Annotated in this window: 24 protein-coding genes; 12 read left to right on the plus strand and 12 right to left on the minus strand. The window is 64.4% G+C overall.

Translation table 11 applies throughout. The annotated features are described in order from the left end of the window. Positions 1–253 precede the first annotated feature (253 nt). The 6 genes from O4H62_RS08735 (at position 254) to O4H62_RS08760 (ending at position 9184) form a co-directional block, all read left to right on the plus strand. Positions 254–823, plus strand: coding sequence for a transglutaminase-like cysteine peptidase (locus tag O4H62_RS08735; protein WP_269387077.1), 570 nt, complete (start codon positions 254–256; stop codon positions 821–823). Between the two features lie 105 nt (positions 824–928). Continuing rightward, positions 929–2272, plus strand: a complete 1344-nt coding sequence (locus tag O4H62_RS08740) for a metallophosphoesterase family protein (protein ID WP_331284453.1) — start codon at positions 929–931, stop codon at positions 2270–2272. Then, a complete protein-coding gene (locus O4H62_RS08745; protein ID WP_269387079.1) occupies positions 2272–5769 on the plus strand; it encodes an ATP-binding protein in 3498 nt (1165 codons plus the stop codon). The genes O4H62_RS08740 and O4H62_RS08745 overlap by 1 nt, the downstream gene beginning before the upstream one ends. Before the next feature lie 220 nt (positions 5770–5989). Further along, on the plus strand, positions 5990–7474 hold the full coding sequence (locus O4H62_RS08750) for a SulP family inorganic anion transporter (protein ID WP_269387080.1): 1485 nt from the start codon (positions 5990–5992) through the stop codon (positions 7472–7474). A gap of 116 nt (positions 7475–7590) precedes the next feature. Next, the gene (locus tag O4H62_RS08755) at positions 7591–8445 is read left to right on the plus strand and encodes a universal stress protein (RefSeq protein ID WP_269387081.1); all 855 of its coding nucleotides are present in this window, start codon (positions 7591–7593) and stop codon (positions 8443–8445) included. A 46-nt stretch (positions 8446–8491) separates the two neighbouring features. Then, a complete protein-coding gene (locus O4H62_RS08760; RefSeq protein WP_269387083.1) occupies positions 8492–9184 on the plus strand; it encodes an HAD family hydrolase in 693 nt (230 codons plus the stop codon). Here O4H62_RS08760 and O4H62_RS08765 read toward each other — a convergent pair. The 3 genes from O4H62_RS08765 to O4H62_RS08775 all read right to left on the minus strand — a co-directional run bounded on the left by O4H62_RS08765 (position 9181) and on the right by O4H62_RS08775 (position 11745). Further along, positions 9181–10584, minus strand: coding sequence for a bifunctional enoyl-CoA hydratase/phosphate acetyltransferase (locus tag O4H62_RS08765; RefSeq protein WP_269387085.1), 1404 nt, complete (start codon positions 10582–10584; stop codon positions 9181–9183). The two genes, O4H62_RS08760 and O4H62_RS08765, sit on opposite strands and share 4 nt — an antisense overlap. A gap of 307 nt (positions 10585–10891) precedes the next feature. Beyond that, positions 10892–11473 carry a cytochrome b/b6 domain-containing protein gene (locus tag O4H62_RS08770; protein WP_269387087.1) on the minus strand — a complete coding sequence of 194 codons (582 nt, stop codon included), beginning with the start codon at positions 11471–11473 and terminating at the stop codon, positions 10892–10894. Then, positions 11473–11745 (minus strand): PepSY domain-containing protein, encoded by a 273-nt coding sequence (locus O4H62_RS08775; protein ID WP_269387089.1) that lies wholly within the window; start codon positions 11743–11745, stop codon positions 11473–11475. Before O4H62_RS08775 ends, O4H62_RS08770 begins: the two co-directional genes overlap by 1 nt. 130 nt (positions 11746–11875) lie before the next feature. On the opposite strand from O4H62_RS08775, the gene O4H62_RS08780 reads away from it, so the two are divergent. From O4H62_RS08780 to O4H62_RS08790, 3 genes are read left to right on the plus strand one after another with little or no spacing between them, the layout of a single operon-like run. Further along, entirely contained in the window at positions 11876–12190 is a 315-nt protein-coding gene (locus O4H62_RS08780; protein ID WP_269387091.1) for a PepSY domain-containing protein, read from the plus strand. Between the two features lie 4 nt (positions 12191–12194). Beyond that, positions 12195–12866, plus strand: a complete 672-nt coding sequence (locus O4H62_RS08785) for a response regulator transcription factor (RefSeq protein ID WP_269387092.1) — start codon at positions 12195–12197, stop codon at positions 12864–12866. Beyond that, positions 12863–14272 carry a sensor histidine kinase gene (locus O4H62_RS08790; protein WP_269387093.1) on the plus strand — a complete coding sequence of 470 codons (1410 nt, stop codon included), beginning with the start codon at positions 12863–12865 and terminating at the stop codon, positions 14270–14272. The genes O4H62_RS08785 and O4H62_RS08790 overlap by 4 nt, the downstream gene beginning before the upstream one ends. A 126-nt stretch (positions 14273–14398) precedes the next feature. Here the strand turns inward: O4H62_RS08790 and O4H62_RS08795 are convergent, their stop codons facing one another. The 8 genes from O4H62_RS08795 to O4H62_RS08830 form a co-directional block, all read right to left on the minus strand. Beyond that, positions 14399–15535 (minus strand): ABC transporter permease, encoded by a 1137-nt coding sequence (locus O4H62_RS08795; protein ID WP_269387095.1) that lies wholly within the window; start codon positions 15533–15535, stop codon positions 14399–14401. After that, positions 15532–16449 (minus strand): ABC transporter ATP-binding protein, encoded by a 918-nt coding sequence (locus O4H62_RS08800; RefSeq protein WP_269387097.1) that lies wholly within the window; start codon positions 16447–16449, stop codon positions 15532–15534. The genes O4H62_RS08795 and O4H62_RS08800 overlap by 4 nt, the downstream gene beginning before the upstream one ends. Continuing rightward, positions 16446–17399 carry an HlyD family secretion protein gene (locus O4H62_RS08805; RefSeq protein ID WP_269387566.1) on the minus strand — a complete coding sequence of 318 codons (954 nt, stop codon included), beginning with the start codon at positions 17397–17399 and terminating at the stop codon, positions 16446–16448. The genes O4H62_RS08800 and O4H62_RS08805 overlap by 4 nt, the downstream gene beginning before the upstream one ends. 2 nt (positions 17400–17401) lie before the next feature. Continuing rightward, complete coding sequence (locus tag O4H62_RS08810; protein ID WP_269387098.1) at positions 17402–18076, minus strand: CerR family C-terminal domain-containing protein; 675 nt, start codon at positions 18074–18076, stop codon at positions 17402–17404. A gap of 157 nt (positions 18077–18233) precedes the next feature. After that, positions 18234–18998, minus strand: a complete 765-nt coding sequence (locus O4H62_RS08815) for an SDR family NAD(P)-dependent oxidoreductase (protein WP_269387100.1) — start codon at positions 18996–18998, stop codon at positions 18234–18236. Continuing rightward, complete coding sequence (locus O4H62_RS08820) at positions 18995–19933, minus strand: SDR family oxidoreductase (protein WP_269387102.1); 939 nt, start codon at positions 19931–19933, stop codon at positions 18995–18997. Before O4H62_RS08820 ends, O4H62_RS08815 begins: the two co-directional genes overlap by 4 nt. Beyond that, entirely contained in the window at positions 19930–20832 is a 903-nt protein-coding gene (locus O4H62_RS08825; RefSeq protein WP_269387103.1) for a bile acid:sodium symporter family protein, read from the minus strand. Before O4H62_RS08825 ends, O4H62_RS08820 begins: the two co-directional genes overlap by 4 nt. Beyond that, positions 20829–22190, minus strand: a complete 1362-nt coding sequence (locus O4H62_RS08830) for a flavin-containing monooxygenase (protein WP_269387104.1) — start codon at positions 22188–22190, stop codon at positions 20829–20831. Before O4H62_RS08830 ends, O4H62_RS08825 begins: the two co-directional genes overlap by 4 nt. Positions 22191–22269: 79 nt before the next feature. Here O4H62_RS08830 and O4H62_RS08835 point away from each other — a divergent pair, with 79 nt between their 5' ends. Next, positions 22270–22956: a TetR family transcriptional regulator gene (locus O4H62_RS08835; RefSeq protein WP_269387107.1), complete on the plus strand. Its 687-nt coding sequence runs from the start codon at positions 22270–22272 to the stop codon at positions 22954–22956. Positions 22957–22993: 37 nt separating this feature from the next. On the opposite strand, the gene O4H62_RS08840 is transcribed toward O4H62_RS08835, so the two are convergent. After that, the gene (locus O4H62_RS08840) at positions 22994–23263 is read right to left on the minus strand and encodes an usg protein (RefSeq protein ID WP_269387109.1); all 270 of its coding nucleotides are present in this window, start codon (positions 23261–23263) and stop codon (positions 22994–22996) included. A gap of 274 nt (positions 23264–23537) precedes the next feature. Between O4H62_RS08840 and O4H62_RS08845 the strand changes: the two genes are divergently transcribed. Together O4H62_RS08845 and groL are read left to right on the plus strand one after the other, a co-directional pair. After that, positions 23538–23852 (plus strand): co-chaperone GroES, encoded by a 315-nt coding sequence (locus O4H62_RS08845; protein WP_269387111.1) that lies wholly within the window; start codon positions 23538–23540, stop codon positions 23850–23852. 40 nt (positions 23853–23892) lie between these two features. Next, positions 23893–25518 (plus strand): chaperonin GroEL, encoded by a 1626-nt coding sequence (groL, locus tag O4H62_RS08850; RefSeq protein WP_269387113.1) that lies wholly within the window; start codon positions 23893–23895, stop codon positions 25516–25518. Positions 25519–25586 lie beyond the last annotated feature (68 nt).

Genomic DNA, 25586 nt, shown 5'->3' on the forward strand with positions numbered 1-25586 from the left:
TTATTATAGTTCACAGCCCGGATTGCATGTGCCAGAGACTGGAAATTGCCCACTAATTCGCCATTTATTACACAGTGACTAATGTTTAATCAATTTACTTACAAATTCAGTCAATCGGATCGCGACACAACAAGTCACAGAAAAGCAGTTTCCTGGGGCAAGGCTTGCGCAACAGTGTTTTTTCGCCTCTTATCGATTCAGGCGAGGCAGAAAGCCTCATCAGCAACGATCAACAAGGAGTTCAGCGGTAATCATGAGCGCACCCCTTTTCTTGCTCGCCATGCTGGCGGCCTTGTTTACGTTTCTCTCGCCGGCAATTGCCTCTACATGGCTCAAGACCGGCAAGCAGACCACGCGGCCATACGGCCACGTTGAATACTGCACGCGCAATGCCTTCGATTGCGGTGGACGCTCCGCCGGTTCCACACTGCCGCCGCCCCGGAAGAACATCCTGAATGCCGTCAACCGGGAGGTAAACCGCTCGATCAAGGCAGCCTCCGACCAGACCGCCTTTGGCCGCAAGGAATTCTGGACGGCAAAGGCACGCTCGGGGGATTGCGAGGATTTCGCTCTCGCCAAGCGCGCCAGGCTGCTGCGCATTGGTTTCAAGCCTTCGCAACTGCTGCTGACGATGGGCTACGCCGGCAGCGAGGCGCACACGGTGCTGGTGGTCAGAACCCGCGATGGCGACTATGTCCTCGACAATCTCCATGACGAAGTGATGCCGGTCCAGTCTGCGCAGATGAGTTTTCGCAAGATCCAGGCGCCGGACCATGGCGGCAAATGGCTGCAAGTCACCGGCAAGACCGGCCGGGCGCCCTGATTTCCATCCCGCAACCGACCGTCAGCCGCACCTGATCAAACTCGAGGGCCGCCCGAAAGGACGGCCTTCCTGCTTTGGAAAAGCTTGCCGACGCGCCGGTAGACTGTGCTATGGCTTGACCTCGCCTCATCAACAGCAATCCGGGAAAAGCCGGAGGACATACCAATCGCCGGCTTCCGCTTCATTCACACCGCCGACATCCATCTTGATTCCCCACTCAAGTCGCTCGCCCTGCGCAATCCGGAGCTGGCCGAACTGGTCGGCGGGGCTTCGCGGCAGGCGCTCTCCGATATTGTCGACCTGTGCATAACCGAGCGCGTCGATGCCCTGATCATCGCCGGCGATCTCTATGATGGCGACCAGACCTCGATGAAGACCGCCCGGTTTCTCGCCAGCGAGTTGAACCGCCTGTCCGCCGCCGGCGTCCGCACCTTCATCATCCGCGGCAATCATGACGCGCTGTCGCGCATATCCCGCGAACTGGTGCTGCCCGATCTGGTCAAGCTGTTCGGCAGGAGCCCCGAGCATGTGCTGATCGAACGCGGCGCGGGCGAGAAGCCGGTCGCTGTTCATGGACTGAGTTTTGCCAGCCCGACAGCGCCGGAAAGCCTGCTTCCGAAATACGCCCGTGCCCTTCCCGACGCGATCAACATCGGCATCATGCACACAAGCCTCGGCGGCGCCCCCGGGCACGATCCCTATGCGCCCTGCAGCCCCGCCGAACTGCAAGCCACCGGCTATGATTACTGGGCGCTGGGACACATCCACAAGCGCTCGGTCGTCACCGGTTCGGCAACCATCGTCATGCCCGGCATGCCGCAGGGCCGCGACATCAACGAGGACGGCCCCAAATCGGTGACGCTCGTGTCGATCGGCGAAGATGGAGCGGTCAGCCTTGAAGAAAGGCAGACCGCCCTCGCCGAGTTTGCCCGGGTCACCGTCGACGCCACAGGCCTCGCCGAATGGAGCGATCTCGCAGGCGCGCTCACCGATGCGCTGGCACCGGCCCGCTCCAGGTCATCGGCTCAGCAGCTCGTGGTCCGGCTCACGGTCTCCGGCGAAACCCCGCTCGCCTGGCGCATGCGCCGCGATGTCGATCTGCTGATGGCCGAGGCCGAGGAACGGGCCGCGCAGATCGGCGGCACCTGGATCGAGAAGATCGAGATCGGCTGTACGCCGCCGCGAACGGTTCAAGCATCGGCGACCGACCCGCTGCATGAACTCAGGGCCCTGATCGAGGACGCCATTCTCGGCTCCGACGCCTACGAGACCGCGCTGGCAGCCGTGGCCGAAACCTTGCAGGCGCAGCTGCCGACCGATCTTCGAGATATGTTCGGCACCGACGAGGCCGAGACAAGGGCGCGGCGCCTGGAGCTTGCCCGCCAGGGCGCCGACGACGTGCTGGCCCGGCTGCAGCCAGGCCACGCCACCGGCGGCGAGACCGCCTGATGCGCCTCAATCGCCTTGACCTCACCCGCTACGGCAAGTTCACCGATCACCGGATCGATTTCGGATCGGCTGCCGCCGGCGGCTGCGATCTGCACATCGTCTACGGCCCGAACGAGGCCGGCAAATCGACCCTGTTCAGCGCCTGGCTCGACCTCTTGTTCGGCATCGGCGCGCAAAGCAGCTACAATTTCCTGCACCCCTACCCCAACATGCGGATCGGCGCGGCCATCGAAATCGACGGCAGGACGCAGGAATTCGTCCGCATCAAGCGCCAGCAGAACAGCCTGCTCGATAGCCGCGACCAGCCCGTCTCCGACGGCGCACTGCTCTCAGGCCTCGGCGGGCTCGACCGCGACAGCTACCTGACCATGTTCTCGCTCGACGATGAAAGCCTTGAACAGGGCGGCGAAAGCATCCTCGCCAGCCGTGGCGATCTGGGCGAACTGCTGTTTTCGGCCAGCGCCGGACTGGGCGACCTCTCCCAGCGGCTTTCGGGGATCCGCACCGAGACCGAGGATTTCTACAAGCCCCGCGCCCAGAAGCGCATCCTTGGTGAACTCAAGGCCGAACTTGCCGAACTGAAGACCGAGCGCGACCGGATCGACACCCAAGCCAGCAAATTTGCGCAACTGAGCAAGGAGCTGGAAGAGGCAAAGGCCCGCCACGACGAGGCCGGCGGCGAACGCAAGCGACTCCGCGTGCGGTTGACCGAAATTGACCGCCTGCTGACGGCGCGTCCCCGCCTCGCCGAACTCGAGCGGCTGCAGGCCGGCCTCGAACCGCTCTCGGACCTGCCGGACGTTGCCCCCGAATGGCGCCAGCAGGTCCGGGATCTCGGCGAGCAGGAGGCCGCTCTTGAAGCCGCGGGCGCTGCGCTGGAGGCCGAGATCGAGCGGCTGACCGCGGAGCGGGATGCACTTGATGTCGATGCCACGATGCTGGCGTTGCAGGACCGCCTCGGCGAACTCGCCCGGCTGCGCACCCGCCACGACGCTGCCGGCGAAGATCTGCCGGAGCGCCGCGCGGCGCTCGACCGCATCGACGGGCGGATCGAGCAGTATCTTGCCCGCCTCGGGCAACCGACCGGCTCAATCGCCGCCGAGCTGCTGCTCGACACCTCCAGGACAGCCGCCCTCCGCGAGCTGATCGACGCCCGTGCAAGCCTCGATGTACGGCTTGCCGCCGCCCGCAAGGAAGCCGCCGACGCGCTTGCCAACCGCGACGAGGCGCAGGCACATCTGCTCTCGGCAGGCGGAGCACCGGAGCCCGGCGCACCCGGGCTCCAGCAAGGCCGGATGGCGGCGCTCGCAGAAATCCTCGCGCTTCTGCGCAATGACAACCACGACCAGCACTGCCTGACCGCCAGCCGCACCGTGGCGGCGGCGCGCGAGACATGCCGTGCGCTGATCGAGACCCTGACCCCGTGGACAGGCAAGACCGGGCAATTGCGCGCCATGCTGCCGCCATCGGCAGAAACAATCCGCGGATGGAAATCCGGCATCGAGGAGCTCGACCGGAAACGCATCTCGACCGACGAGGAGATTGCCCGCCACGGCCAGACGCTCAAGCGGCTGGAGGCGGAGGCTGCCGCCATCACCCGGCCAGGCGCCCTGCCGTCAAACGCTCAGACGCAGGCGCTGCGCACCGTGCGCGACAAGGCCTGGGAAACCCACAAGGCCAGGCTCGATCCGGAGACCGCAGCAACCTTTGAAGCCGCCATGCATGCCCATGACGAGGCCGCCGACAGGCGCGCCGCGCATCTCTCCGAGGTCGCCAGGCTCAACGAAATCTCGATGCAATCGGACATCGCCAGGGCCGGCCTTGAGGGCGCGGAGACCGCCCGGGCCGGCATCGACAAGGCACTGTCCGATCTCAGCGATCGGATCGCCGCCACTATCGGGCAGCTTTCACCCGCCCTGCCCGCCGGCATGACGCCCGAGGCTTTGCAGCAGTGGCTCGATCGCAGGGACCAGGTTCTTCGGGCCGACGACGCGCTTCAGGCCGACGTCCGCGCGCTGGAAATCGCCGAGCAGGACCGGCGGACCGTCGCTGCACGGCTGCACCGGGCGCTTTCGCCGCTCGACCCGGAGGCCGGCCCGGACGAAGACCTCGAGACGCTGCTCGCCCGCGCGCAAACTCTCGTCAGCCGGGAAGCGAAGCTTGATGGTTACCGCCAGGCACTGGCCGAACAGGAGCGCATGCTCGCCCGGCGGCAGCGCGATGTCGAGAACACCGAAGCCGAAGCGCAGGCCTGGATGCTGGCCTGGAAGCAGGCCTGCGACGGCAGCTGGCTTGGCAACGCCGCGAAGGCCCCGACCGCCGCGGAAGTCCGCGAGGCCCTGCCGCTGCTTGCCGAACTGGCAACCGCGATCCACGAGCGCGATGGCCTCGCCGACCGCATCGCCAAGATGCAGCGGGATCAGGCCGACTATGCCGCAGCACTTCAGGCAACCGCCTCAGAGGCCGGCCTCGACACTCGCGACACCCCGCCCGCCGCCATTGCCCGGCAACTGGCGGACCGGCTGGCAATGGCCGAGAAAGCCAACGCCCGCCATGACGATCTCACCCGGCAGATCGAACAGGCGCTGGCCCGGCAGCGCACCCATGCAGAAACCCGCGCGGCCCATGCCGCCCGCAAGGCGCATATGCTCGAGGCGCTCGGCGCCGACTCGCTGCCCGACGCGGCGCTGAGGACCGACCAGGCGCTCGAGCGCAGGCAACTGGGGCAACGGACCAGCCAGATCGCGGACGAACTCTGCGAGGCGCTCGGCGTCGCCTCGCTTGACGAAGCCCGCTCCCGGCTGGAAACCGCCGACGCCACAGAACTTAACGCGGAAAAGCAGGAACTCGAAGCGTCGCTCGAAACACTCGACGCCGAAATCCAGCATCTGTTTGCCGCCCGCACCCGCGCCTCCGACGCGATCAACGCCGTCGGCGGCGACGATGCGGTGGCCCGCATCGAGCAGAAGCGGAAGACCACCCTGCTCGCCATTGCCGAGGGCGCCGAGCGCTATCTCAGGCTGTCGGCCGGCGTCATCGCCATGGAGCAGGCGCTGACGCTCTACCGCGAGCGCCACAGCTCCTCGATGATGCAGCGCGCATCGGAAGCCATCCGCACCATCAGCCGCGGCCGCTACACCGGCCTTGCCTCGCAGCCTGACCATGGGCGCGACAAGGGACGCGAACTGCTGATCGCCATCCAGAAAGACGGCACTTCGAAACAGGCGGCGGAAATGTCCAAGGGCGCCCGCTTCCAGCTTTACCTGGCGCTGCGCGTCGCCGGCTTCCATGAATTCGCCGCCACCCGCCAGACAGTGCCGTTCATCGCCGATGACATCATGGAAACCTTCGACGATTTCCGCGCCGAGGAAACCTTCCGGCTGTTTGCCGGCATGGCCTCCGTCGGCCAGGTGATCTATCTCACCCACCACCGCCATCTCTGCTACATCGCCAGATCCGTCTGTCCGGACGTGACCATTCACGAACTGACCGCCTGATTGAGGGCTTGCCGGCTGTTTTTCCGCACCTGCGAACAGGCTTGGCTTGGCATTGACGGCTTATGCCTGTATCGAGGCGGCACTCTCGCTGATCCTCACTCGGATCATTTTCCCTGCAGGACGCAGGACCGCCGGGCCCGATATCGCTAGCGCATTGGCCCGCTCCTGCAAGCACAGCATCACCGAACCATCCCTTCACCGGACAGGACGCCAACTCTCCATGATCTCGTTCAACAGCTATGCGTCGCAATGGACCGGCAACATCCGCGGCGACATTCTCTCGGGCCTCGTCGTCGCCCTTGCCCTGATTCCGGAAGCCATCGCGTTTTCGATCATCGCCGGCGTCGACCCAAAGGTCGGCCTCTATGCCTCGTTCTCGATTGCGGTGATCACGGCAATCGTCGGCGGCCGTCCCGGCATGATCTCGGCGGCAACCGCGGCGACTGCCGTGCTGATGGTCACGCTGGTCAAGGAGCACGGGCTTGAATACCTGCTCGCCGCCACCGTGCTCGCCGGCTTGATCCAGATAGCCGCCGGCATTGCCCGGCTCGGCTACGTCATGCGCTTCGTCTCGAAATCGGTGATGACCGGCTTCGTCAACGCGCTGGCGATCCTGATCTTCATGGCGCAATTGCCCGAGCTCATCGGCGTGCCCTGGCTCACCTATGTCATGGTCGCGGCAGGTCTTGCCATCATCTACCTGTTTCCGCTGATCACCACCGCCATCCCCTCGCCGCTGGTCACCATCGTGGTGCTCACCGCGATTACCTGGTTCTTCGGCTTCGACCTCAGGACCGTCGGCGACATGGGCGCCCTGCCCGACACCTTGCCGGTGTTCCTGATCCCCGTCATCCCGCTCAACCTCGAAACGCTGTGGATCATCCTGCCCTATTCGGTCGCGGTCGCCGCCGTCGGCCTGCTTGAATCGCTGATGACCCAGTCGATCGTCGACGATCTCACCGACACCTCGTCCAACCGCAACATGGAATGCGTCGGCCAGGGCATCGCCAACACCGCCACCGGCTTCATCGGGGGCATGGCCGGCTGCGCCATGATCGGCCAGTCGATCATCAACGTGAAATCCGGCGGCCGCGGACGCCTGTCGACCTTCGTCGCCGGCTCCATGCTCCTGTTCTTCATCGTCGTACTGGGCGATTCCGTTGCAAGGATCCCGATGGCGGCCCTGGTGGCGATCATGATCATGGTCTCGATCGGCACCTTCTCCTGGTCCTCGATCAAGAGCTTGCGCACCCATCCGCGTTCCTCTTCGGTGGTGATGCTGGCCACCGTGCTGTTCGTGGTCTTCACCCACAATCTCGCCATCGGCGTGCTGGTCGGCGTGCTGCTCTCGGGCCTGTTCTTCGCCTGGAAGATCGCGCAGCTCTTCGGCGTCCGCTCGACGCTCTCCGAAGACGGCCGCACCCGCACCTACATCGTCGAGGGGCAATTGTTCTTCGCTTCCGCCGAAGACTTCATGAAGGCCTTCGATTTCCGCGAAGTGCTGGAGAAGGTCGTCATCGACGTCTCCCGCGCCCACATCTGGGACATTTCAAGCGTCGCAGCCCTCGACATGGCGGTCTTGAAATTCCGCCGCGACGGCGCCGAAGTGGAGATCATCGGCATGAACGAAGCATCGGAAACCATCGTCGACCGGCTGGCTATCCACGACAAGCCCGGCGCCATGGACCAGCTGATGACCCACTAGTGCATCCTGCATAAGGCGGAATCGCCTGATGCAGATAAGATGCCCTAGATTCATAGAAATAGAGCGACCTTTGTGCGTCCAAGAGGACGCACGGCGCTCTAGAGGAGGACCTGATCATGACCAACATCCTTTTGGCCCTCGTTGACGGGTCCATCTATTCGAAAAGCGTCTGCGACCATGCCGCCTGGGCGGCGGCGCGGATGGATGCCGAAGTCGACCTGCTGCACGTGCTCGATCGCCAGCCGGGTACGGGCAAATCCGATCTCTCGGGCTCGATTGCGCTCGGCGCCCGCACCGCGCTGCTGGAGGAGCTGTCATCGCTCGACGAGCAGCGCGCCAAGCTGTTGAGCCAGAAGGGCCGCGCCATTCTCGACGATGCGCGCGCCATCATCGAGGCCGCGGGCGGGAAAGTTGCAGGCGCTCACCTGCGCATGGGCGAAATCGTCGACACCGTGATCGAGCAGGAAGGCCCTGCCAGCATGCTCATGGTCGGCAAACGCGGCGAGGAAGCCGATTTCGCCAGCCTGAGGCTCGGCGCCCATCTCGAGCGCTTCATCCGCGCAAGCCACAAGCCGGTCTTCGTCGCCTCCCGCGCCTTCAAGCCGATCGACACCGCGATCATCGCCTATGACGGCGGAGCATCGAGCCAGCGCGTGGTCGACCACATCGCCCGCAACAAGCTGTTTGCAGGCCTCAAGATCGATCTCGTCACCGTCGGCCAGCGCAACCGCGAAACCGAAAAGGCGCTCGAGGATGCCAAGGCCATCCTCACCGGCGCCGGCCTCGCCACCGAGACCACCATTCTCTCAGGCCAGCCCGACGAGGTGCTGGGCAAGCGCGTCGAGGAGCATGGCTCCTGTCTTGTCGCCATGGGCGCCTACGGCCACTCCCGCATCCGCGCCTTTGTGCTGGGCTCGACCACCTCGGAAATGCTCCGCTCCTGCAAGGCGCCGGTGCTGTTGATGCGGTGATGGCTTTGGGCCTATCTTGTAAGCATGTTTCATCTGGAATTTCGGCATGCTCCAGACCATTGCCTTTGATGCTGACGACACACTTTGGGAAAACGAGCAGTTCTATCGTCTGACCGAGCAGGAGTTCCGCGCACTCCTGTCCGATCATGCGGACGGTGACCATCTTTCGGAGCGTTTGCTGGCTGCTCAGAAGCGCAACCTGAATACCTACGGGTTCGGCATCAAGGGTTTCGTTCTGTCGATGATCGAGACCGCGATCGAAGTCACCGACGGACAGGTTCCGACCGAATCTATCTCAAAGATCCTCGCGATCGGCCGCGACCTTCTCGGACACCCGATCGAACTGCTGGAAGGGGCAGGTGACGTGCTCGACGCACTCGCGGGACGCTACACCTTGCTACTTATTACGAAGGGCGACCTGTTCGATCAGGAACGGAAGATTGCCCAGTCCGGCCTGGCCGAAAAATTTGACACCATCGAAATCGTCCCGGACAAGAACGCCGCGGTCTACCGGCGGATTTTCACCCGGATGGGCGCCGAGCCGCACAGCACGGCCATGGTCGGCAACTCGCTCAAGTCGGACATCGTTCCGGTCCTCGAGCTTGGCGCATGGGGCATTTTTGTTCCCCATGCCCTCACCTGGTCGCTCGAACATGTCGAAGCGCCAGTGGACCATGAGCGTTTCAGACAGATTGAAAACCTCAGGGCGCTACCAGATCTGCTGTCGCGAATCCCCTAGCCTAATCCCAGCGGCCTGAGCCGCCGCCAGTGATAGAACACCTTGGCCAGCGCCGCAGACACGATCCGCGCGTCCACCGTGTCCGAGCGGCTGGTCAGCATGATCGGCACGCGGGCGCCAAGCGCGATGCCGGCGGAGGATGCACCGGCCAGGTGGATGAGCTGCTTGGCGATCATGTTGCCGCTCTCGAGATTGGGCGTGACCAGGATGTCGGCACGGCCCGCCACGTCGGAGATGATGCCCTTGGCGGCGACGGCGGCAGGCGAGATCGCGTTGTCGAAGGCCAGCGGCCCGTCGACCTTGCCGCCCGTGATCTGGCCGCGGTCGTGCATCTTGCAGATCGCGGCGGCGAGCAGCGTCGAGGGCAGCTTGCCGGTTACCGTTTCGACAGCCGAGAGCAGCGCCACCAGCGGCACTTCCACGCCGATGGCGATGGCCAGATCTATGGCGTTCTGGACGATGTCCTTCAGCGCTTCCAGATCGGGCGAGATGTTGATCGCCGCATCGGTGACAAACAGCGTCCGGTCCTGTCCCGGCACGTCGAGCGCGAAGACATGGGAGAGCCGCCGCTCGGTCCGCAAGCCCTTGTCCTTGTCGAGGACGGCCACCAGAAGTTCGTCGGTGTGCAGCTTGCCCTTCATCAGCGCGCCGGCGCGGCCCTCGTGCACCAGCGCCACGGCCACTTCCGCCGCCGCATGGCTGTGCGCCGCGTCAACAATCTCGAGCCCGGCGAGATCAAGCCCCGCGGCTTCCGCCGCGGCCTCGATCTTGGCCCTGGGCCCGACCAGCACTGGCGTGATCATGCCCTCGTCGCGCGCGGCGATCGCCCCGCCGAGGCTGAGCGCATCGCAGGGGTGAACGATGGCCGTCAGCAGCGGATCGAGCGCCCTTGCGCGTTCGACCAGCGCGCCGAAGCGCACGCCCGGCGCCTTGAGGTGGGTAACCGGCATGCGGGCGATGCGCCGGCGGATCTTGGCTCGTGGCGCCCGCACCTCGGCCTGGCCTGACACGATCGTCTCGCCTTGCGCATCGAGGCAGCTGCAATCGAGCCTGACTTGCCCCGTACCCTTGTCGATACCGGTGACTTCGACGCGAACGATGATGCGGTCGCCGACATTGACCGCCCGGTGGAATTTCAGCGTCTGCCCCAGATGCTCGGTCCCGGGTCCGGGCAGCCGTGTGGCCAGCACCGCCGAAATCAGCGCGCCGGCCCACATGCCGTGCACGATGCCCTGTTCGAGTTCCGTACCTTCCGCGCCGCCCTCCTCCAGGCTCGCCGGATTGACGTCGGCTGAAACGGTCGCGAACATCGCAATGTCGGGACGGGTCAGCACCCGTTCGATTTCGGCCCGGTCACCGAGGGCGATTTCATCGACGGTGCGGTTTTCGATCAGATCCATTCAGACACTCCAATGACGCTTGGCTGGGCCGCAGCCGTTGACACGGCTTCAGACGGGCTTGGACCGGCCCGGCGAAGCGCGGGCTGCGGACCCGGATGGCAGCGAACTTGCCCCAGCGGTGCAACAGACACAAGACATCGGGTCTGCCGCGACCCGGTTTTCGGCACGGACTCCGATAGGAAGGTTCACATCCGTGGTCGAGCGTCCGGTGGCAGCCGGAAGCGGCCCGCAGAAAGACACAAAAAGACCTGCCAGCGCGGCGGCAGCTGGCAGGTCGGCCCAAGCGTCGAGGGGGACGTGAGAACGCTCAGGCGATATCGTCGGGTCCGGGGGCGCGTTTGCGGCCGGTGACCATGGCGCGGACGAGGTTCTCGCCATGCTCGAAGCCCGCGACGATGACGCCGCCGACATGCAGTCCGATCAGGCCGAGAGCGGCAAAGGCCGATGCCTCGTGCAACTCCTCGACCCATTCCACCCCCCAATAGGCATTGGTGGTCATCAGGAAGCCGGAGAGCGAGATGGCGGCGAGAACAAGCAGCAGGGCAATTACCATCGCTCCACCCGCCGGATTGTGTCCGAGATAGCGCCGGGCCTTCATCCTGATCGTGTCACCGATGAACCCGGCCACTGTTGACGGCCTGTAGATGAACGATGCAAACCGCGCGTGCCGCGACCCGACGAAACCCCAGATCACCCGAAAGCCGATCAGCCCGGCAATGATGTAGCCTGCGGTCTCATGTGGCTTCTGCCATTCATCGCCGGTGAGAAAGGCGAAAGTGAACAGGCCGACGAGCGACCAGTGGAAGATCCTGACCAGCGGGTCCCACACCCGGATGGTCGCCGGCGACTGGATGTCGCCGGTTTCCATCGCGGCCTTCGCCGTGACCATCAGTCGTCACCCTTGACCCGGACCACGTCACCGGTGCCAGGATGGAAGTAGACCTCGACGCGCTTGCCGTCCTTGTCGATCGCATAGGCTTCCAGGCAACCGTCTTCGGCCTTGATCGAGCGGACGTCGTAGCCCATGCCCTTGGCCTTCTCCGTGATGGCGGCATCGCTCATCCACTGGTCGCGGGGAACATTCGGGCAGTCCTGCGAGGCCAACGCTGCGGCCGGGGCAATGGCCGTGAACAGGACTGCGGCGATAAGCGGTGTTTTCATTGTGTGTCTCCATTGATAAAGCAGTCTGGCCTTCTGGCCGTTGACGCTGGCTTTGTCGCAGAGCCATCATGACAATCCGCTGATCGGGTCTGTCAGCGTTTTGTCATTTTCGAACAGCGATGCTGCAGACATGAACCCTATGATATATCGCTTCTTGCTGATCGCGACGCTCGCGCAGGCGCCGGTTGCCGTCCTTGCCGACGATGATCATCGTCAACGCGACGAAATCGATGCCGCGGTAAGGAAGGGTGAGATCCTGCAATTGTCGGACATCCTCAAACGGGTGAAGCCGCAGATTGACGGCAAGATATTGGAGATCGAGTTCGAGAATTCGAAGCGAAACCCGATCTACGAGATCTATGTTCTCGACCGCAGCGGACGCCGCCTCGAATACGAGGTCGACGCCCGCACGGCCAGAATCATCAGCTTCGAAGCCGACGACTGATCCCATGCGCATCTTGCTAGTCGAAGACGACCAACGTATCCGACAGGATGTCACCACCGCACTCGAGGCGGCGGGCTTTGTCATCGACGCAGAGGCCAACGGCGAGGAAGGCTGGTTCCTGGGCGACACCGAAACCTACGCCGCTGCCGTTCTGGACCTGGGCCTCCCGGGCATGGACGGCCTGAGCGTGCTCAAGCGCTGGCGCGCCGAGGGCCGCGATTTCCCCGTGCTGGTTCTGACCGCCCGCGGCGCATGGGCCGAACGCGTGGAAGGCATCGACGCGGGCGCCGACGACTACCTGCCCAAACCTTTCCGCATGGAGGAACTGATCGCCCGGCTGCGCGCCATCATCCGCCGCTCCGGCGGCCAGGCGAGCCCGGTCGTCACCGTCGGCGAGACCGAACTCGACACGCGGCAGATGCGGCTCACCGTCCGCGGCGTCCCGGTCAGCTTGTCGCCGCAGGAATATCGTCTCGTCGCCTATCTGATGCTGCACAAGGGCCGCGTGGTCCCGCAGCAGGAACTCTCCGAGCATCTGCAATCGGTGCATTTCGAGCGCGAGTCCAATGCCGTCGAAGTGCTGGTCGGCCGGGTCAGGCGCAAGCTGCCCACAGCACTCATCGAGACACGCCGCGGCTTCGGCTACATCGTCAACGAGCCGGACGGGACGTCGTGAAGGCCGGCGCCTCCCTCAGGTTCAGGCTGTTTGCCTACGCCGCCATCGTTGTCGCTGCCGCCCTGCTGGTGACCGGCCTCAGCCTGTCCGCGCTGTTCTCGCGCCACCTCGAGCGCCGTGTCGGCCAGGAACTCGACACCCACTTGAACCAGCTCACCGGCGGCTTGCGCATTGACGAAAACTCGGAGCTCTCGCTCGGCCGCGAGCCGGTCGACCCCCGATTCCAGGCGATCTTCGGAGGGCTTTACTGGCAGGTCGACGATGAAACCACGCAGAGGCAGCTGAAATCGCGGTCGCTGTGGGACACCTATCTCGATATCCCCGGCGACAGGCTGGTCCCGGGCGAGACCCATGTCCACGAGATCGCCGGTCCGCAGGGCTCCACCCTGCTTGTCCATGAAATCCTGCTGCTGGTTTCCGCCTCCGACGGCGATCACCGGTTGCGGGTCGCCGTGGCCATCGACCGGGCCGAGATCAGCACTCTTGCGGCAGGTTTCTCGCGCGATCTGGCCCCGGTGCTCGCCATCCTTGGCATGGTTCTCCTGCTCGGCTTCCTGCTGCAGATCGGCGAAGGCCTGAAGCCCGTCTACCGGGTGCTCGAAGGCGTGACAGCGATCCGGACCGGGGCCTCAAGACGCCTCGCCGCCGACCGCGTGCCCCGCGAAGTGGCGCCTCTCGTCGAGGAAGTAAACGCCCTGCTCGACGCCCAGGACCAGGCCATCAGCCGCGCGCGCGACCGCGCCGCCAATCTGGCGCACGGCCTCAAGACACCGCTATCGGCGCTCGTCTCCGATGTCGAGCGCCTGCGCGCGAGGGGCGAGGCCGAAATTGCCGATGACATTTCCGAATTGACCGAGAGCATGCGCCGTCACATTCAACGCGAGCTTGCCCGTGCGCGGTTGCGGCATGGCCGCAGCCAGGATCGCACGCCGCTCAAGCCAGTCGTCGACGGGATCCTGCGGGCGCTCAAGCGAACGCCGGAGGGAGAAGACCTCACACTGGACTGCACTGTCCCTCCGAACCTGGCAGTCCCCGTCGATCCCGATGATCTCAACGAACTGATCGGAAACCTGGCCGAGAACGCGGTCCGGTTTGCGCGCACGCGCGTCCTTGTCGACGCGGTGGCATCGCCCGATGCGGTAGTCATCCGGATCGCCGATGACGGCCCCGGCATGAGCCCGGACAGCATGGCCGGGGTCGTAGAGCCACCCCGCCGGCTGGACCAGTCGACAACCGGCGCTGGTCTGGGACTGTCCATCTCCGGCGACATCGTCGAATCCTTCGGCGGCCGGCTCGAACTGGCGACCGCTTCTCTCGGGGGGCTCGAAGCCCGGATCTCGATCCCGTTGGCAAACACGCCCACCCCGGCCTCCAGGCCGTCCAGCCGCCTCCAAGACACTCACTAATCCCTCAAGGAATGCCTTACTGAGACTACCCCGTCCGTCTATCGGAAGCGTCGCGCTCGGCATGCCCCTCAAAAACATCGTCAAGCCGATCTACATCCTCTCCCTCTTCAACGCTGCCGCGGCATCCTAGTCGAGCGTGCGGCGGAAGCGCATCAGCGCCAGCAGCATGTAGACCGCGACGAAGACCAAGAGCGCGGCAAGCGGCGTCGCCACCCCCTGCAGATCGGCGCCCTTGAGCATGACCGCGCGGATGATCCTCAGGAAATGCGTCAGCGGGAAGATCTCGCCAAGCGTCTGCGCCCAGCCCGGCATGCCGCGAAACGGGAACATGAACCCAGACAGCAGCAGCGACGGCAGGAAGAAGAAGAAGGTGAGCTGCATCGCCTGCATCTGGGTCCGCGCCAGCGTGGAGAATGCGTAGCCCAGGAGCACCAGCGCCAGCACGAAGATCAGGATGCTGATCAGGAGCAGCCAGAGCGAGCCGACAAACGGCACGCCGAACAGCGATTTGGCCGCCACCAGCACCACCACCACCTGCACCCCGCCGACCACCAGGAACGGCAGCACCTTGCCGAGCATGATCTCCAGCGGGCTCGCCGGCATGGCGAGCAGGTTCTCCATTGTGCCGCGCTCGGTCTCCCGCGTCAGCGCCATCGAGGTCATCATCACCATGGTCAGCTGCAGGATCACCCCAAGCAGGCCCGGGACGATGTTATACTGGGTGATGCCTTCCGGATTGTAGAGCTGGTGAACCACCACTTCGAGCGCTGCCGTCGATTGCCGGGCGGCCAGCGCCTCGGCCGATTGCTCGCGCAACAGCGCCTGCGCCGCAACGGTCCCGAGCGTCGAAATCGCGCCGGAGGCCACAGACGGATCGGTCGCATCGGCCTCGATCAGGATCTGCGGATGATCGCCGCGCTCCACCCGCCGGGCAAAATCCGACGGCACAGTAACGACAAAGGAAACCACACCCGACTGGATCAGCCGGTCGGCCTCCTCGGCGCTCGCCACCACATGATCGAACCGGTAGTAGCCGGTGTTCTCCATCGCCGAAACCATGGCGCGGGTGTAATGGTCCTGGCTGGTGGTCACCAGCGCCGCCGGCAGGCCCTTCGGATCATTGTTGATGGCGAAGCCGAACAGCACCAGCTGCATCAGCGGCACCCCCAGCATCATCGCGAAGGTGATCCGGTCGCGTCGCATCTGGATGCTTTCCTTGGCAATGATCGCCATCAGCCTGCGAAACGAGAAGATGGAGCTCATGACATGTTGTCCGTCGATTTGCCCATGAACTGGATGAACACATCCTCCAGGCTGGTGGCGCCCTCGCGGTAGGCCACCCCGGTTGTTTCGGCCACCTTTGCGATCGCCGCCGCGAGGGTCGCCCTGTCCTGTCCCACCACGTGCAGCGTCAGCCCGAACGGCGCCACCTGGTCGACGCCCTCCATGCCCTGCAGCATCCTGGCTGCCTCTGTGATCCGGCCGCCCTCGAGCACGAAGGTGGTGAGCGCCGCATCGCGGATCACCTCCGGCACCGTGCCGCTGGCCAGCAGTTTGCCATAGGAGATGTAATGGATCCGGTGGCAGCGTTCCGCCTCGTCCATGTAGTGCGTCGACACCAGAACGGTCAGCCCGGCGCTGGCGCGCATATGGATCTCGTCCCAGAACTCGCGCCGCGCCTTCGGGTCGACCCCGGCCGTCGGCTCGTCGAGCAGCAGCAGCTTCGGCTTGTGCATGATGCAGGCGGCCAGCGCCAGCCGCTGCTTCCAGCCGCCCGAAAGCGTTCCGGCCAGTTGCCTGCGCCGCGAAAACAGCCCGAGATCCTCCAGCGTGTCGCGCACCACGGCGGAGACCGGATCGAGATCGTAGAGCCGGGCGACGAAGGTGAGGTTTTCCTCGATCGACAGGTCTTCGTAAAACGAGAACCTCTGTGTCATGTAGCCGACTTCCCGCTTGATCCGCTGCCCGTCGGTGCGGATGTCATGGCCGAGCACCCGCCCTTCGCCCTCGTCGGGTGTCAAAAGCCCGCACATGACGCGGATTGTCGTGGTCTTGCCCGATCCGTTCGGCCCCAGGAAACCCGCGATCTCGCCCTCGGCCACCGACATCGAGACGTGATCGACGACGGTCTTGTCGCCGAAGCGCTTGACCAGCCCGTGAACCTCGATGGCGTTCACTGTCCGCTCCCCGCAAGGTCGACATCGACGATCTGTCCCGGCGTCAGCGCCCAGGCATCGCTGTCGGGCCGCGCTTCGACCAGGTAGACCAGCTTCTGGCGGTTCTCGAGCGAATAGATCACCGGCGGGGTGAACTCCGGATCGGGCGAGATGTAGCTGACGGTCGCCCGCATCCCCTCGCCGCAGCCATCGCATCGCACCACAAGGCTCGCGCCCACCCGGATCGAGGAAAGCGCCGTCTCCGGCACGTAGACCCTGAGCTTGAGCGCGCCGTCGGGCAGCACCGAGAGCACCGGCGCCTGCGGACCGGCCACTTCGCCGGCGTTACGGATGATGTCGGAGACCACACCTGGCTGCGGGATCGACAGCACCCGCTTGGAAAGCCGCCACTCGGCGGATTCGAGGACCGCGCCGGCCTGGTCGACCGCGGCCTGCGCCGCCTTGATCTCGTTTTCGCGCGCCGGAAGCCTGGCGACCGCCAGGTTGGCTTCGAGCTCGGCCACCTTGGCGCGGTTGAGTTCGACCGCGGTGGAGGCGGAATCATAGGCAGCCTGGGTGGAAATCCCCTGCGCCAGCAGATCCGACTGGCGCTGCAGCACCCGCTCTGCTTCGGCTTCCTGTGCCTTGGCCGAACTCAGCGAAGCCTCGATACTGGCGATCTCTTCGGGACGCCGCCCCTCCTGCAGGTTGGCCAGTTGCCTCTCCGCCAGCGCCAGCCCGCCCGCGGCCTGGGCAACGGCGATTTCGGCGTCGCGCCGCTCGAGCCTGGCCAGGGGCTCGCCCGCCGTGACCCTGTCGCCGCGCCGGACCGCAAGGTCGACAACCTGCGCGGTCTCGATGGGGGCGACAAGCACATATTCGCCCTCGACGTAGCCGACAGCCAGCGGACCGGCGCCGGTGCAGGCCCAGATCAGGCTGGCAATGACGGGTACGGCGCAAATGAAGGACATCATCATTCCTGTTTTCTGTTGGTTTCGACAAATGCACGGATATTGGCCAGGATCACCGCCTTGATGGCGCCGACCTCCTCCGGACCGACGGTTTTCCAGTCCATCCGCCGGGCGACGATGGCATGCCCGATGCGGAAATAGACGACCTGACCCGCAATGCTGAAGGTGCCAATGCGGATCAGGTCACTTTCCGGATCCTGGCCGGTGGCCAGCCCCAGAAGCACGCATAGACTGCGATGCACCGGCAGGATGAAATCGGTATAGACCCTGTCGAAGACCGCGCCGGCGGCACCCAGTTCACGCACCATGAACCCGGCGATGTCGCGGGCCTCGACCTGTCCGAGCATGAAATCGGTCACCCCCATGATGACGCGCTCGAAGGCTTCCTGCGCTTTTCCCGGATCCCCTTTCGGATCGATCGCGCCGAGCGCCGGACCGACGACAGACTGGATCCGGCTGCCCACCATTTCCGCGCACGCCAGCCGCAAGCCCTCCTTGCCGCCGAAATGGTAGGCGATGGAAGCGATATTGGCGTCCGCCGCAGCCGCGATCTCCCGCGTCGAGGTGGCTTCGAACCCTTTCGTCCCGAACAGCCGGACACCGGCCATCAGCAGCGCGGCACGCGTCTGGTCTCCGGCTTTCGCGGCGTTGGGCGAGGGTTTGGCGGCTTGGGACACGGCGTTTTCCACGGGTTGCTTTGGCCAGATCCTAGCGCTACCTGAAAATTAAATCAATCGATTGATTTAATAATTTCGCGGACCGCCTTTCTCCCCTGCCCTCCATCAAGGCAGAGGCGGATCGATCCGGTTTCAAGGATGCTGTGGCCCGAATGCGCTACGGCCGGATTTTCCGCATCATCAGCCAGCTGTAGAGGCGCGGCGAAAGCCGGTTGATGCGCCAGCTCAGGCTTGCCACCCGGCCGACGGGAATGAAGCTCCGTCCCAGCCGCCAGCCATCGAGGATGATCCGGGCGGCCTGGTCCGGGCTCATCTCGTCGAAGCCGTCCGTTGCCGCCCCCGGCCTGCCGATGCCGTCCGCCGAGGCATCGAGCCGCCCGGGATTGGTGGCAACGAAGGAAGGCGCCGCGATCACCACCCTGACCCCGTATTGCGCCTCTTCCGAGGTAAGCGACGAGAAGAAGCCGTTGAGCGCATGCTTGCTCGCCGCGTAGGCGGTCCGCTTGTAAAGCGGCGCGAAGCCCGCCACCGAGGAGACCGCCAGATGCGTTCCCCGTCCCGCCCGCACCGCCTTGAGCAGGCCTGCCGCCACCCGCACCGAGCCGAAATAGTTGATCTCCATCACCAGCTTTTGCGAGGCGAGCGTGGTTTCGTCAAACAGCCCGATCTGCGTGACGCCGGCATTGTGGATGACGAGATCGATCGCCGGATGCCGCTCAGAGATCGCGGCGCAGATCGAAGCCAGCGCGGCTTCGTCGGTCAGGTCGCAGGCAACCTGCTCGACCCGGTCGTTTGCAGCCAGCGCCGCAAGGCCGCGAGGCAGATCGATCAGCACTACGCGCCAGCCTTCCTCGAGAAGCTGGCGCATGAACGCCTGCCCCAGCCCGCCGGCGCCGCCGGTAATCACAGCGACGCGGCTCACAGTCCCGCCGCCTTGCGCCACAGATCGAACGTCTCGGCGCTGGTGAGTTCAGGCGTATAGCCGAACACGGTTTTCAGCGCCGTGTTGTCGAGCACCGGGCGGTATTGCAGGAACCGGACCTGCTCCGGCCCGTAGCGCGACAGGCCCAGCGGCCGCGCGATGCCGAGCGCCGCCTTCAGCACCCAGGCAGGCAGCGCCATCACCGGTTTGCCGAGCGCTTTTGCAAGATCGTGAACCGACAGCGCCCCGTCCCCGCAGACATTGAAGATCCCCGCCGGCCCCTCGCCCGCCGCACGCATCAGGATCCTGGCCAGATCGCGGGTCCAGATGAACACGAACGGGCTGTCCGATCCCTTGACCGCGATCAGCTTCGGCCGGTGAAACAGCTCGGTGATCTGGTTTTCAAGCCCGGCTCCCAGCACCGTGCCGACCCTGAGCACAACCTGCTCGAGACCGGGATGCGAGGCGCGCGCCTCGGCCAGCATTTCCTCGACCTGCCGCTTGTGGTCCGAATAGGGAAACTCGGGGTTGCCCCGCACCGGATCGCTTTCGCGGAGCGGCACCGGATTGTCCGCGTGATAGCCGTAGGCCGCCCCCGACGAGGTCACCACCAGGCGCTTCACACCGTGGTTGATGGCGGCATCGAGCACGTTGCGCGTACCCTTCACATCGACATCATGGGCGAACTCCCGGGTCATGCCGCGCGACGGCGAAACGATCGAGGCCAGATGCACGATCACGTCCGGCTTGAAGCCGCTGATGACGCGCTTTGCGTCATTGCCGCGCACATCGAGCTTCATGAACCCGACACCGTCGGGCATATCCTCATGCCTGCGAATGTCGGTTGCAAGCGTCTCCACCCCGGCCGCCGCCAGTTCGCTGACCAGCACCTGGCCTACGGCTCCGGCAGCGCCAGTCACCAGCACACGGCTCATCGGCGCGCCTCCCGGCGCGACCAGACTGCCGCCAGCGCCAACCCGGAAATGGCATGCCAGATGCCCCAGAATGCTGCCGCCACGGCCATGCCGCCAAGCCCGCCGAAGAAGGCGAAGATCAACACCAGGCCGAGGCCCGAATTCTGGATGCCGGTTTCGATGGTGATCGCCCGGCGGTCATAATCGGACAATCGCATCACACTCGCCGACAGGTAGCCGCCGGCAAGCGCCAGCGAATTGTGCAGGATCACCAGCCCCGCGACCGCGCCGGCATAGGACAGGAAGAAACTCCAGTTCGCCGCCAGCGCCAGCACGATGAAGCCGATGAAGATCGCCATCGAGATCCGCTGCATCGTCTTGCGGATCCGCGCGGCGAAATCCGGCCGCCGGACATTGACCAGGATCCCGAGCATCAGCGGCAGGATCAGCATGAAGAACACGGTGATCGCGATCGACACCGGATCGAGCGTCGTCTGCCGCAGGATCGCCCGGGTCGGCTCGTAGAGATTGCCCCAGAACGCGACGTTGAATGGAGTCATCACGATCGCCGCAACCGTGGCAATCCCGGTCATCGACACCGACAGCGCCGAGTTTCCGCCCGCGCGGTGAGTGATGAAGTTGGAAATGTTACCGCCCGGACAGGCCGCCACCAGGATCAGCCCCAGCGCGATCGACGGCTTCGGGTTGGTGACCAGCAGCATCCCGAATGTCAGTGCCGGCAGCACCAGGAATTGCGACACCATGCCGGTCAGCAGGGCCTTCGGCATCCGTACCAGCGCCCGGAAATCCGATGGTTTCAGGTCGAGCGCGATCGAGAACATGACGATCGCCAGGATGGCATTGAGCAGCATCAGGCTTTCGGGGCTGAAATTCAGCCTTATGGAGTCGATATCGGTCACTTGCCATCACCTTTCAGGGCTGCAATCCAGCTTGTCACAGCATTGCGGTAGGTGGCCTTGTCGACATAATAGGCCATCCGAGGCAGGTCGATATAGTTCATGCCGCCGGTGGCGCGCTTGAATCCCGCCGCCTTTTCCTCGCGCAGCGCCTTGGCCGCCATCTTGCCGTTCTTCAGCCCGGCAATGTAGCGCGCCACCATCTCGGCCTGCTCGTGCCGTCCCTGCCAGCCGAGCCCGGAAGCCTCCACCATCCCAAGCACGAACAGGTCGTCACGCTCGGGGTGCAGGCAGTTGAGGAACAGGTGCGGCGCATCGCCCTGCCAGCTCAGAAGCGCCTTGTCGATGAACGGATAATGCAGCTTGTAGCCGGTGGCCGCCAGGATCAGATCGTAGTCGGCCTGCGTCCCGTCCTTGAAATGAACCGTGTTGCCCTCGAACCGGTCGATATCCGGCCGCACCGTGATATCGCCATGCCCGGCATGAAACAGGATCAGCGAATTGACCACCGGATGGGATTCGTAAAGCGCGTAGTCCGGCTTCGGAAACCCGTATTTGGACGGGTCTCCGACAAACCATTTCAGGATCATGCCGTCGACCCGGCGCTTGAGCCACATCGGCAGCTTGATCTTGCCCCCCATCGTGTCGGCGGGCCGGCCGAACACGTATTTCGGCACGAAGTAGTAGCCGCGCCGCATCGAGATATCGCAAGCCTTGCCGTGATGTATGGCATCGACCGCAATGTCGCAGCCCGAATTGCCAGCGCCGATGATCAGCACCCGCTTGCCCTTGAACACCTCCGGGTCGCGGTAGGCGCTCGAATGCATCAGTTCGCCGGAAAAATGTCCCTTGAATTCGGGCATGTTCGGCTCCGACAGGGTGCCGTTGGCGATCAGCACCCCGGCAAACTGCGCCGCGTGCTCGGTGCCGTCGGCTTCACGCCAGGTCACCCGCCAGCCCTCGCCGGACTTGCCGAGCGGTTCCGCCGACAGCACTTCCGCGCCGAATCGATAGTGATCGTAGATCCCGAAATGTTTGGCGAACCGGCGGAAATAGTCCTTGAGCTCGCGGTGCGACGGGTACTCCGCCACCGTGGTATCCATCGGGAAATCCGTGAACTCGGTCATCGTCTTCGACGAGATCAGGTGCGCTGTCTCGTACATGGTCGATTTCGGCCCGTCGATGTCCCACAGCCCGCCGACATCGGAATGCAGCTCGAAACCCCGGAACGGGATCCCCTGTTCGATCAGCGTCTTGGCCATCGCCAGCCCCATCGGGCCCGCGCCGATCAAGGCATAATGGTTGCGTAAATCTTCCGCGCCAGCCGCATCCTGCGCAGCCGTTTCAACTCTCTTGTCCAACTGTCCCCCTCCCTGGCTTCAGTGGATTTCTTCCTCGACTCATTATTGAACGATCGTTCAAAACAAGGCAAGATGAATCATGAGCCAAGAGTCACCAGCCGCCGCCCGAGCCGACCAGCCGCGCCGCCGCGCCGTATCCAAACGATCGCTGGCCACCAGCCTTGCCATCCTCGATGCAGCCGAACGGCTGTTTGCCGAGCGCGGCTATGACGGCGCCTCGGTGCGCGACATCGCCAGCGCCGCCGGCGCCCAGATCGCCTCCATCAGCTTTCACCATGTCGGCAAGGAAACCCTGTTCGAGCGGGTTGTCGAGCGGCGGGCCAAGGAACTGTCGCAATTGCGGCTAGATGCACTGTCAATGCTGAAAGCACATGACGCCAAGCCAACGCTCAAAGCGCTGCTCTCGGCTTTCCTGCGCCCCTATCTCGAAAAGGCCGGCGCCGGCGACCCGCAATGGCTCGCCTATGCGCGGCTTGTGGCGATGGTCTCTGCCGACATCCGCTGGCACCGGATCTCCGAGCGATGTTTCGACCCCACAGCCGGCGTCTTCATCGCCGAGATCGTAAAACTGTTTCCGCAGGCCGACCGGTCGGCCATCGCGGTGAGCTTCATCTTCTCGGTGTCGGCCATGCTGTCGCTGTCGACCTCGCAATGGCGCATCGAGGCGCTATCGGCGGCTGCCGGCAACCAGCCCGCCATGGACCGGCTCGCCGATCAGCTGGTCAGCTTCTGCGAGGCCGGCATGCGCGCGGCGCTTAAAGGCTGACGCCTGCGCCCATGCCTCGTTGCCCGCTTTGCGGGTGTCAGTTGAGCAGGATTTCCCCGTCCACCCGCCGCCACTCGTTCGGTCCGATCAGCTTCTGGTGCGCATAGCGGACCGAATGCAGCTTGCCGTCCAGCCGGGCTTCCCAGAAATCGAGGAACTTCCGCATTCCCGGAAACTCCGGTGCAAGATCGTACTCCTGCCAGATGAAGGTTTGCAGCAGCGACTGGAAATCGGGCAGCCGGTAGTAGATATGCGCGGTGGTCAGGCCGTAACCCTCCATCTGCCGTTCGAACTCAGGTGAAACCATTGTCTTGTGGACCTCCTGTTCTTCAACGGGAAAATCACAACAAACGACAATTGATTTGGCAAGAAAAATCGAACATTCCCATGAATATTCAATATGTTAGCAGCCAACTGAAATGAGTGCTGATTTTTTCGATTCAGGCTCTTGAAAACGGCTTTTTCAAAAACCAAATCGTCTGCCGCCAGGCGCCGTGAGCTTTCAGGGCCTGGCTTCCGCCGGGAGGCCATCGGCTCCGGGCGGAATGGGAGCCAATACAATGTTTGTCCAGGAGGAAAACATGAAATTCCGACCTTTGCACGACCGTATCCTTGTCCGCCGCGTTGAAAGCGACGAGCGCACCAAGGGCGGCATCATCATTCCCGACACCGCCAAGGAAAAGCCGCAGGAAGGCGAAGTCATCGCCACCGGTCCCGGCGCCCGCAACGAGCAGGGCGAGATCACAGCACTCGACGTCAAGGTGGGCGATCGCGTGCTCTTCGGCAAATGGTCCGGCACGGAAATCCGGCTCGATGGCGAAGACCTTCTGATCATGAAGGAATCCGACGTCATGGGCATCCTCGAAGCCGGCGTCGCGGTCAAGGCCGCCGCCTGATCACTGCCGGAAACATTGGGAAAACTGAAAGGAACGAAAAATGGCTGCAAAAGAAGTCAGGTTTCACAGCGACGCGCGCGAGAAGATGCTGCGCGGCGTCGACATTCTCGCCGATGCGGTAAAGGTGACGCTGGGTCCGAAGGGCCGCAACGTCGTCATCGACAAGTCCTTCGGCGCGCCGCGCATCACCAAGGACGGCGTCTCGGTCGCCAAGGAAATCGAGCTCGAGGACAAGTTCGAGAACATGGGCGCGCAGATGCTGCGCGAAGTCGCCTCCAAGACCAATGATCTGGCCGGCGACGGCACCACCACCGCGACCGTGCTCGCACAGGCCATCGTCAAGGAAGGCGCCAAGGCCGTTGCCTCCGGCCTCAACCCGATGGATCTCAAGCGCGGCATCGACCTCGCCGTCGATGCCATCGTCGCTGATCTGAAGGCCAACGCCCGCAAGATCTCCAACAATGACGAGATCGCCCAGGTCGGAACCATCTCCGCCAATGGCGACACCGAGATCGGCCGCTACCTTGCCGAAGCCATGCAGAAGGTCGGCAATGACGGCGTCATCACCGTCGAGGAAGCCAAGACCGCCGAGACCGAACTCGAGGTCGTCGAGGGCATGCAGTTCGACCGCGGCTATCTCTCGCCGTACTTCATCACCAACCAGGACAAGATGCGGGTTGAACTGGAAGAGCCCTATGTGCTGATCCACGAGAAGAAGCTCTCGAACCTGCAGGCCATGCTCCCGGTTCTCGAAGCCGTGGTCCAGTCCGGCAAGCCGCTGCTGATCGTGGCGGAAGACGTCGAGGGCGAGGCGCTCGCAACCCTGGTGGTCAACAAGCTGCGCGGCGGCCTCAAGATCGCCGCCGTCAAGGCTCCGGGCTTCGGCGACCGCCGCAAGGCCATGCTCGAGGACATCGCCATCCTGACCGGCGGTTCGGTGATCTCCGAGGATCTCGGCATCAAGCTCGAGAACGTGACGCTGAACATGCTCGGCCGCGCCAAGAAGGTGTCGATCGAGAAGGAAAACACCACCATCATCGACGGCGCCGGCGCACGTAAGGAGATCGACGGCCGCATCGCCCAGATCAAGGCGCAGATCGAGGAAACATCGTCCGACTATGATCGCGAGAAGCTGCAGGAGCGGCTGGCCAAGCTTGCCGGCGGTGTCGGCGTGATCCGCGTCGGCGGCTCCACCGAGGTCGAGGTCAAGGAGAAGAAGGACCGCGTCGACGACGCCCTGCACGCCACCCGCGCCGCGGTTGAGGAAGGCATCCTGCCCGGCGGCGGCGTCGCGCTGTTGCGCTCGGTCGCAGCCCTCGACGGCCTCAAGCCCGCCAATGACGACCAGCGCGTCGGTATCGACATCGTCCGCCGCGCCATCGAGGCGCCGGTGCGCCAGATCGCCCAGAACGCCGGCGCCGAAGGCTCGATCATTGTCGGCAAGCTGCGCGAGAAGACTGACCGGGCCTGGGGCTGGAACGCCCAGACCGGCGAATATGGCGACCTGTTCAAGATGGGCGTCATCGATCCCGCCAAGGTGGTGCGCACCGCGCTGCAGGACGCCGCGTCCGTCGCCGGCCTCCTGGTCACCACCGAGGCCATGATCGCCGAAAAGCCGAAGAAGGAAGCGCCGGCCCCGGCAATGCCGTCCGGCATGGATTTCTGATCCACCTTCCGCTCAAACAAACCAAGCCGCCTCGTCACCGGGGCGGCATTTTTTTTGTGTGGTCGCGT

The sequence above is a fragment of the Parahoeflea alexandrii genome (assembly GCF_027214025.1).
In the GTDB taxonomy this organism is placed as follows: domain Bacteria; phylum Pseudomonadota; class Alphaproteobacteria; order Rhizobiales; family Rhizobiaceae; genus Hoeflea; species Hoeflea alexandrii_A.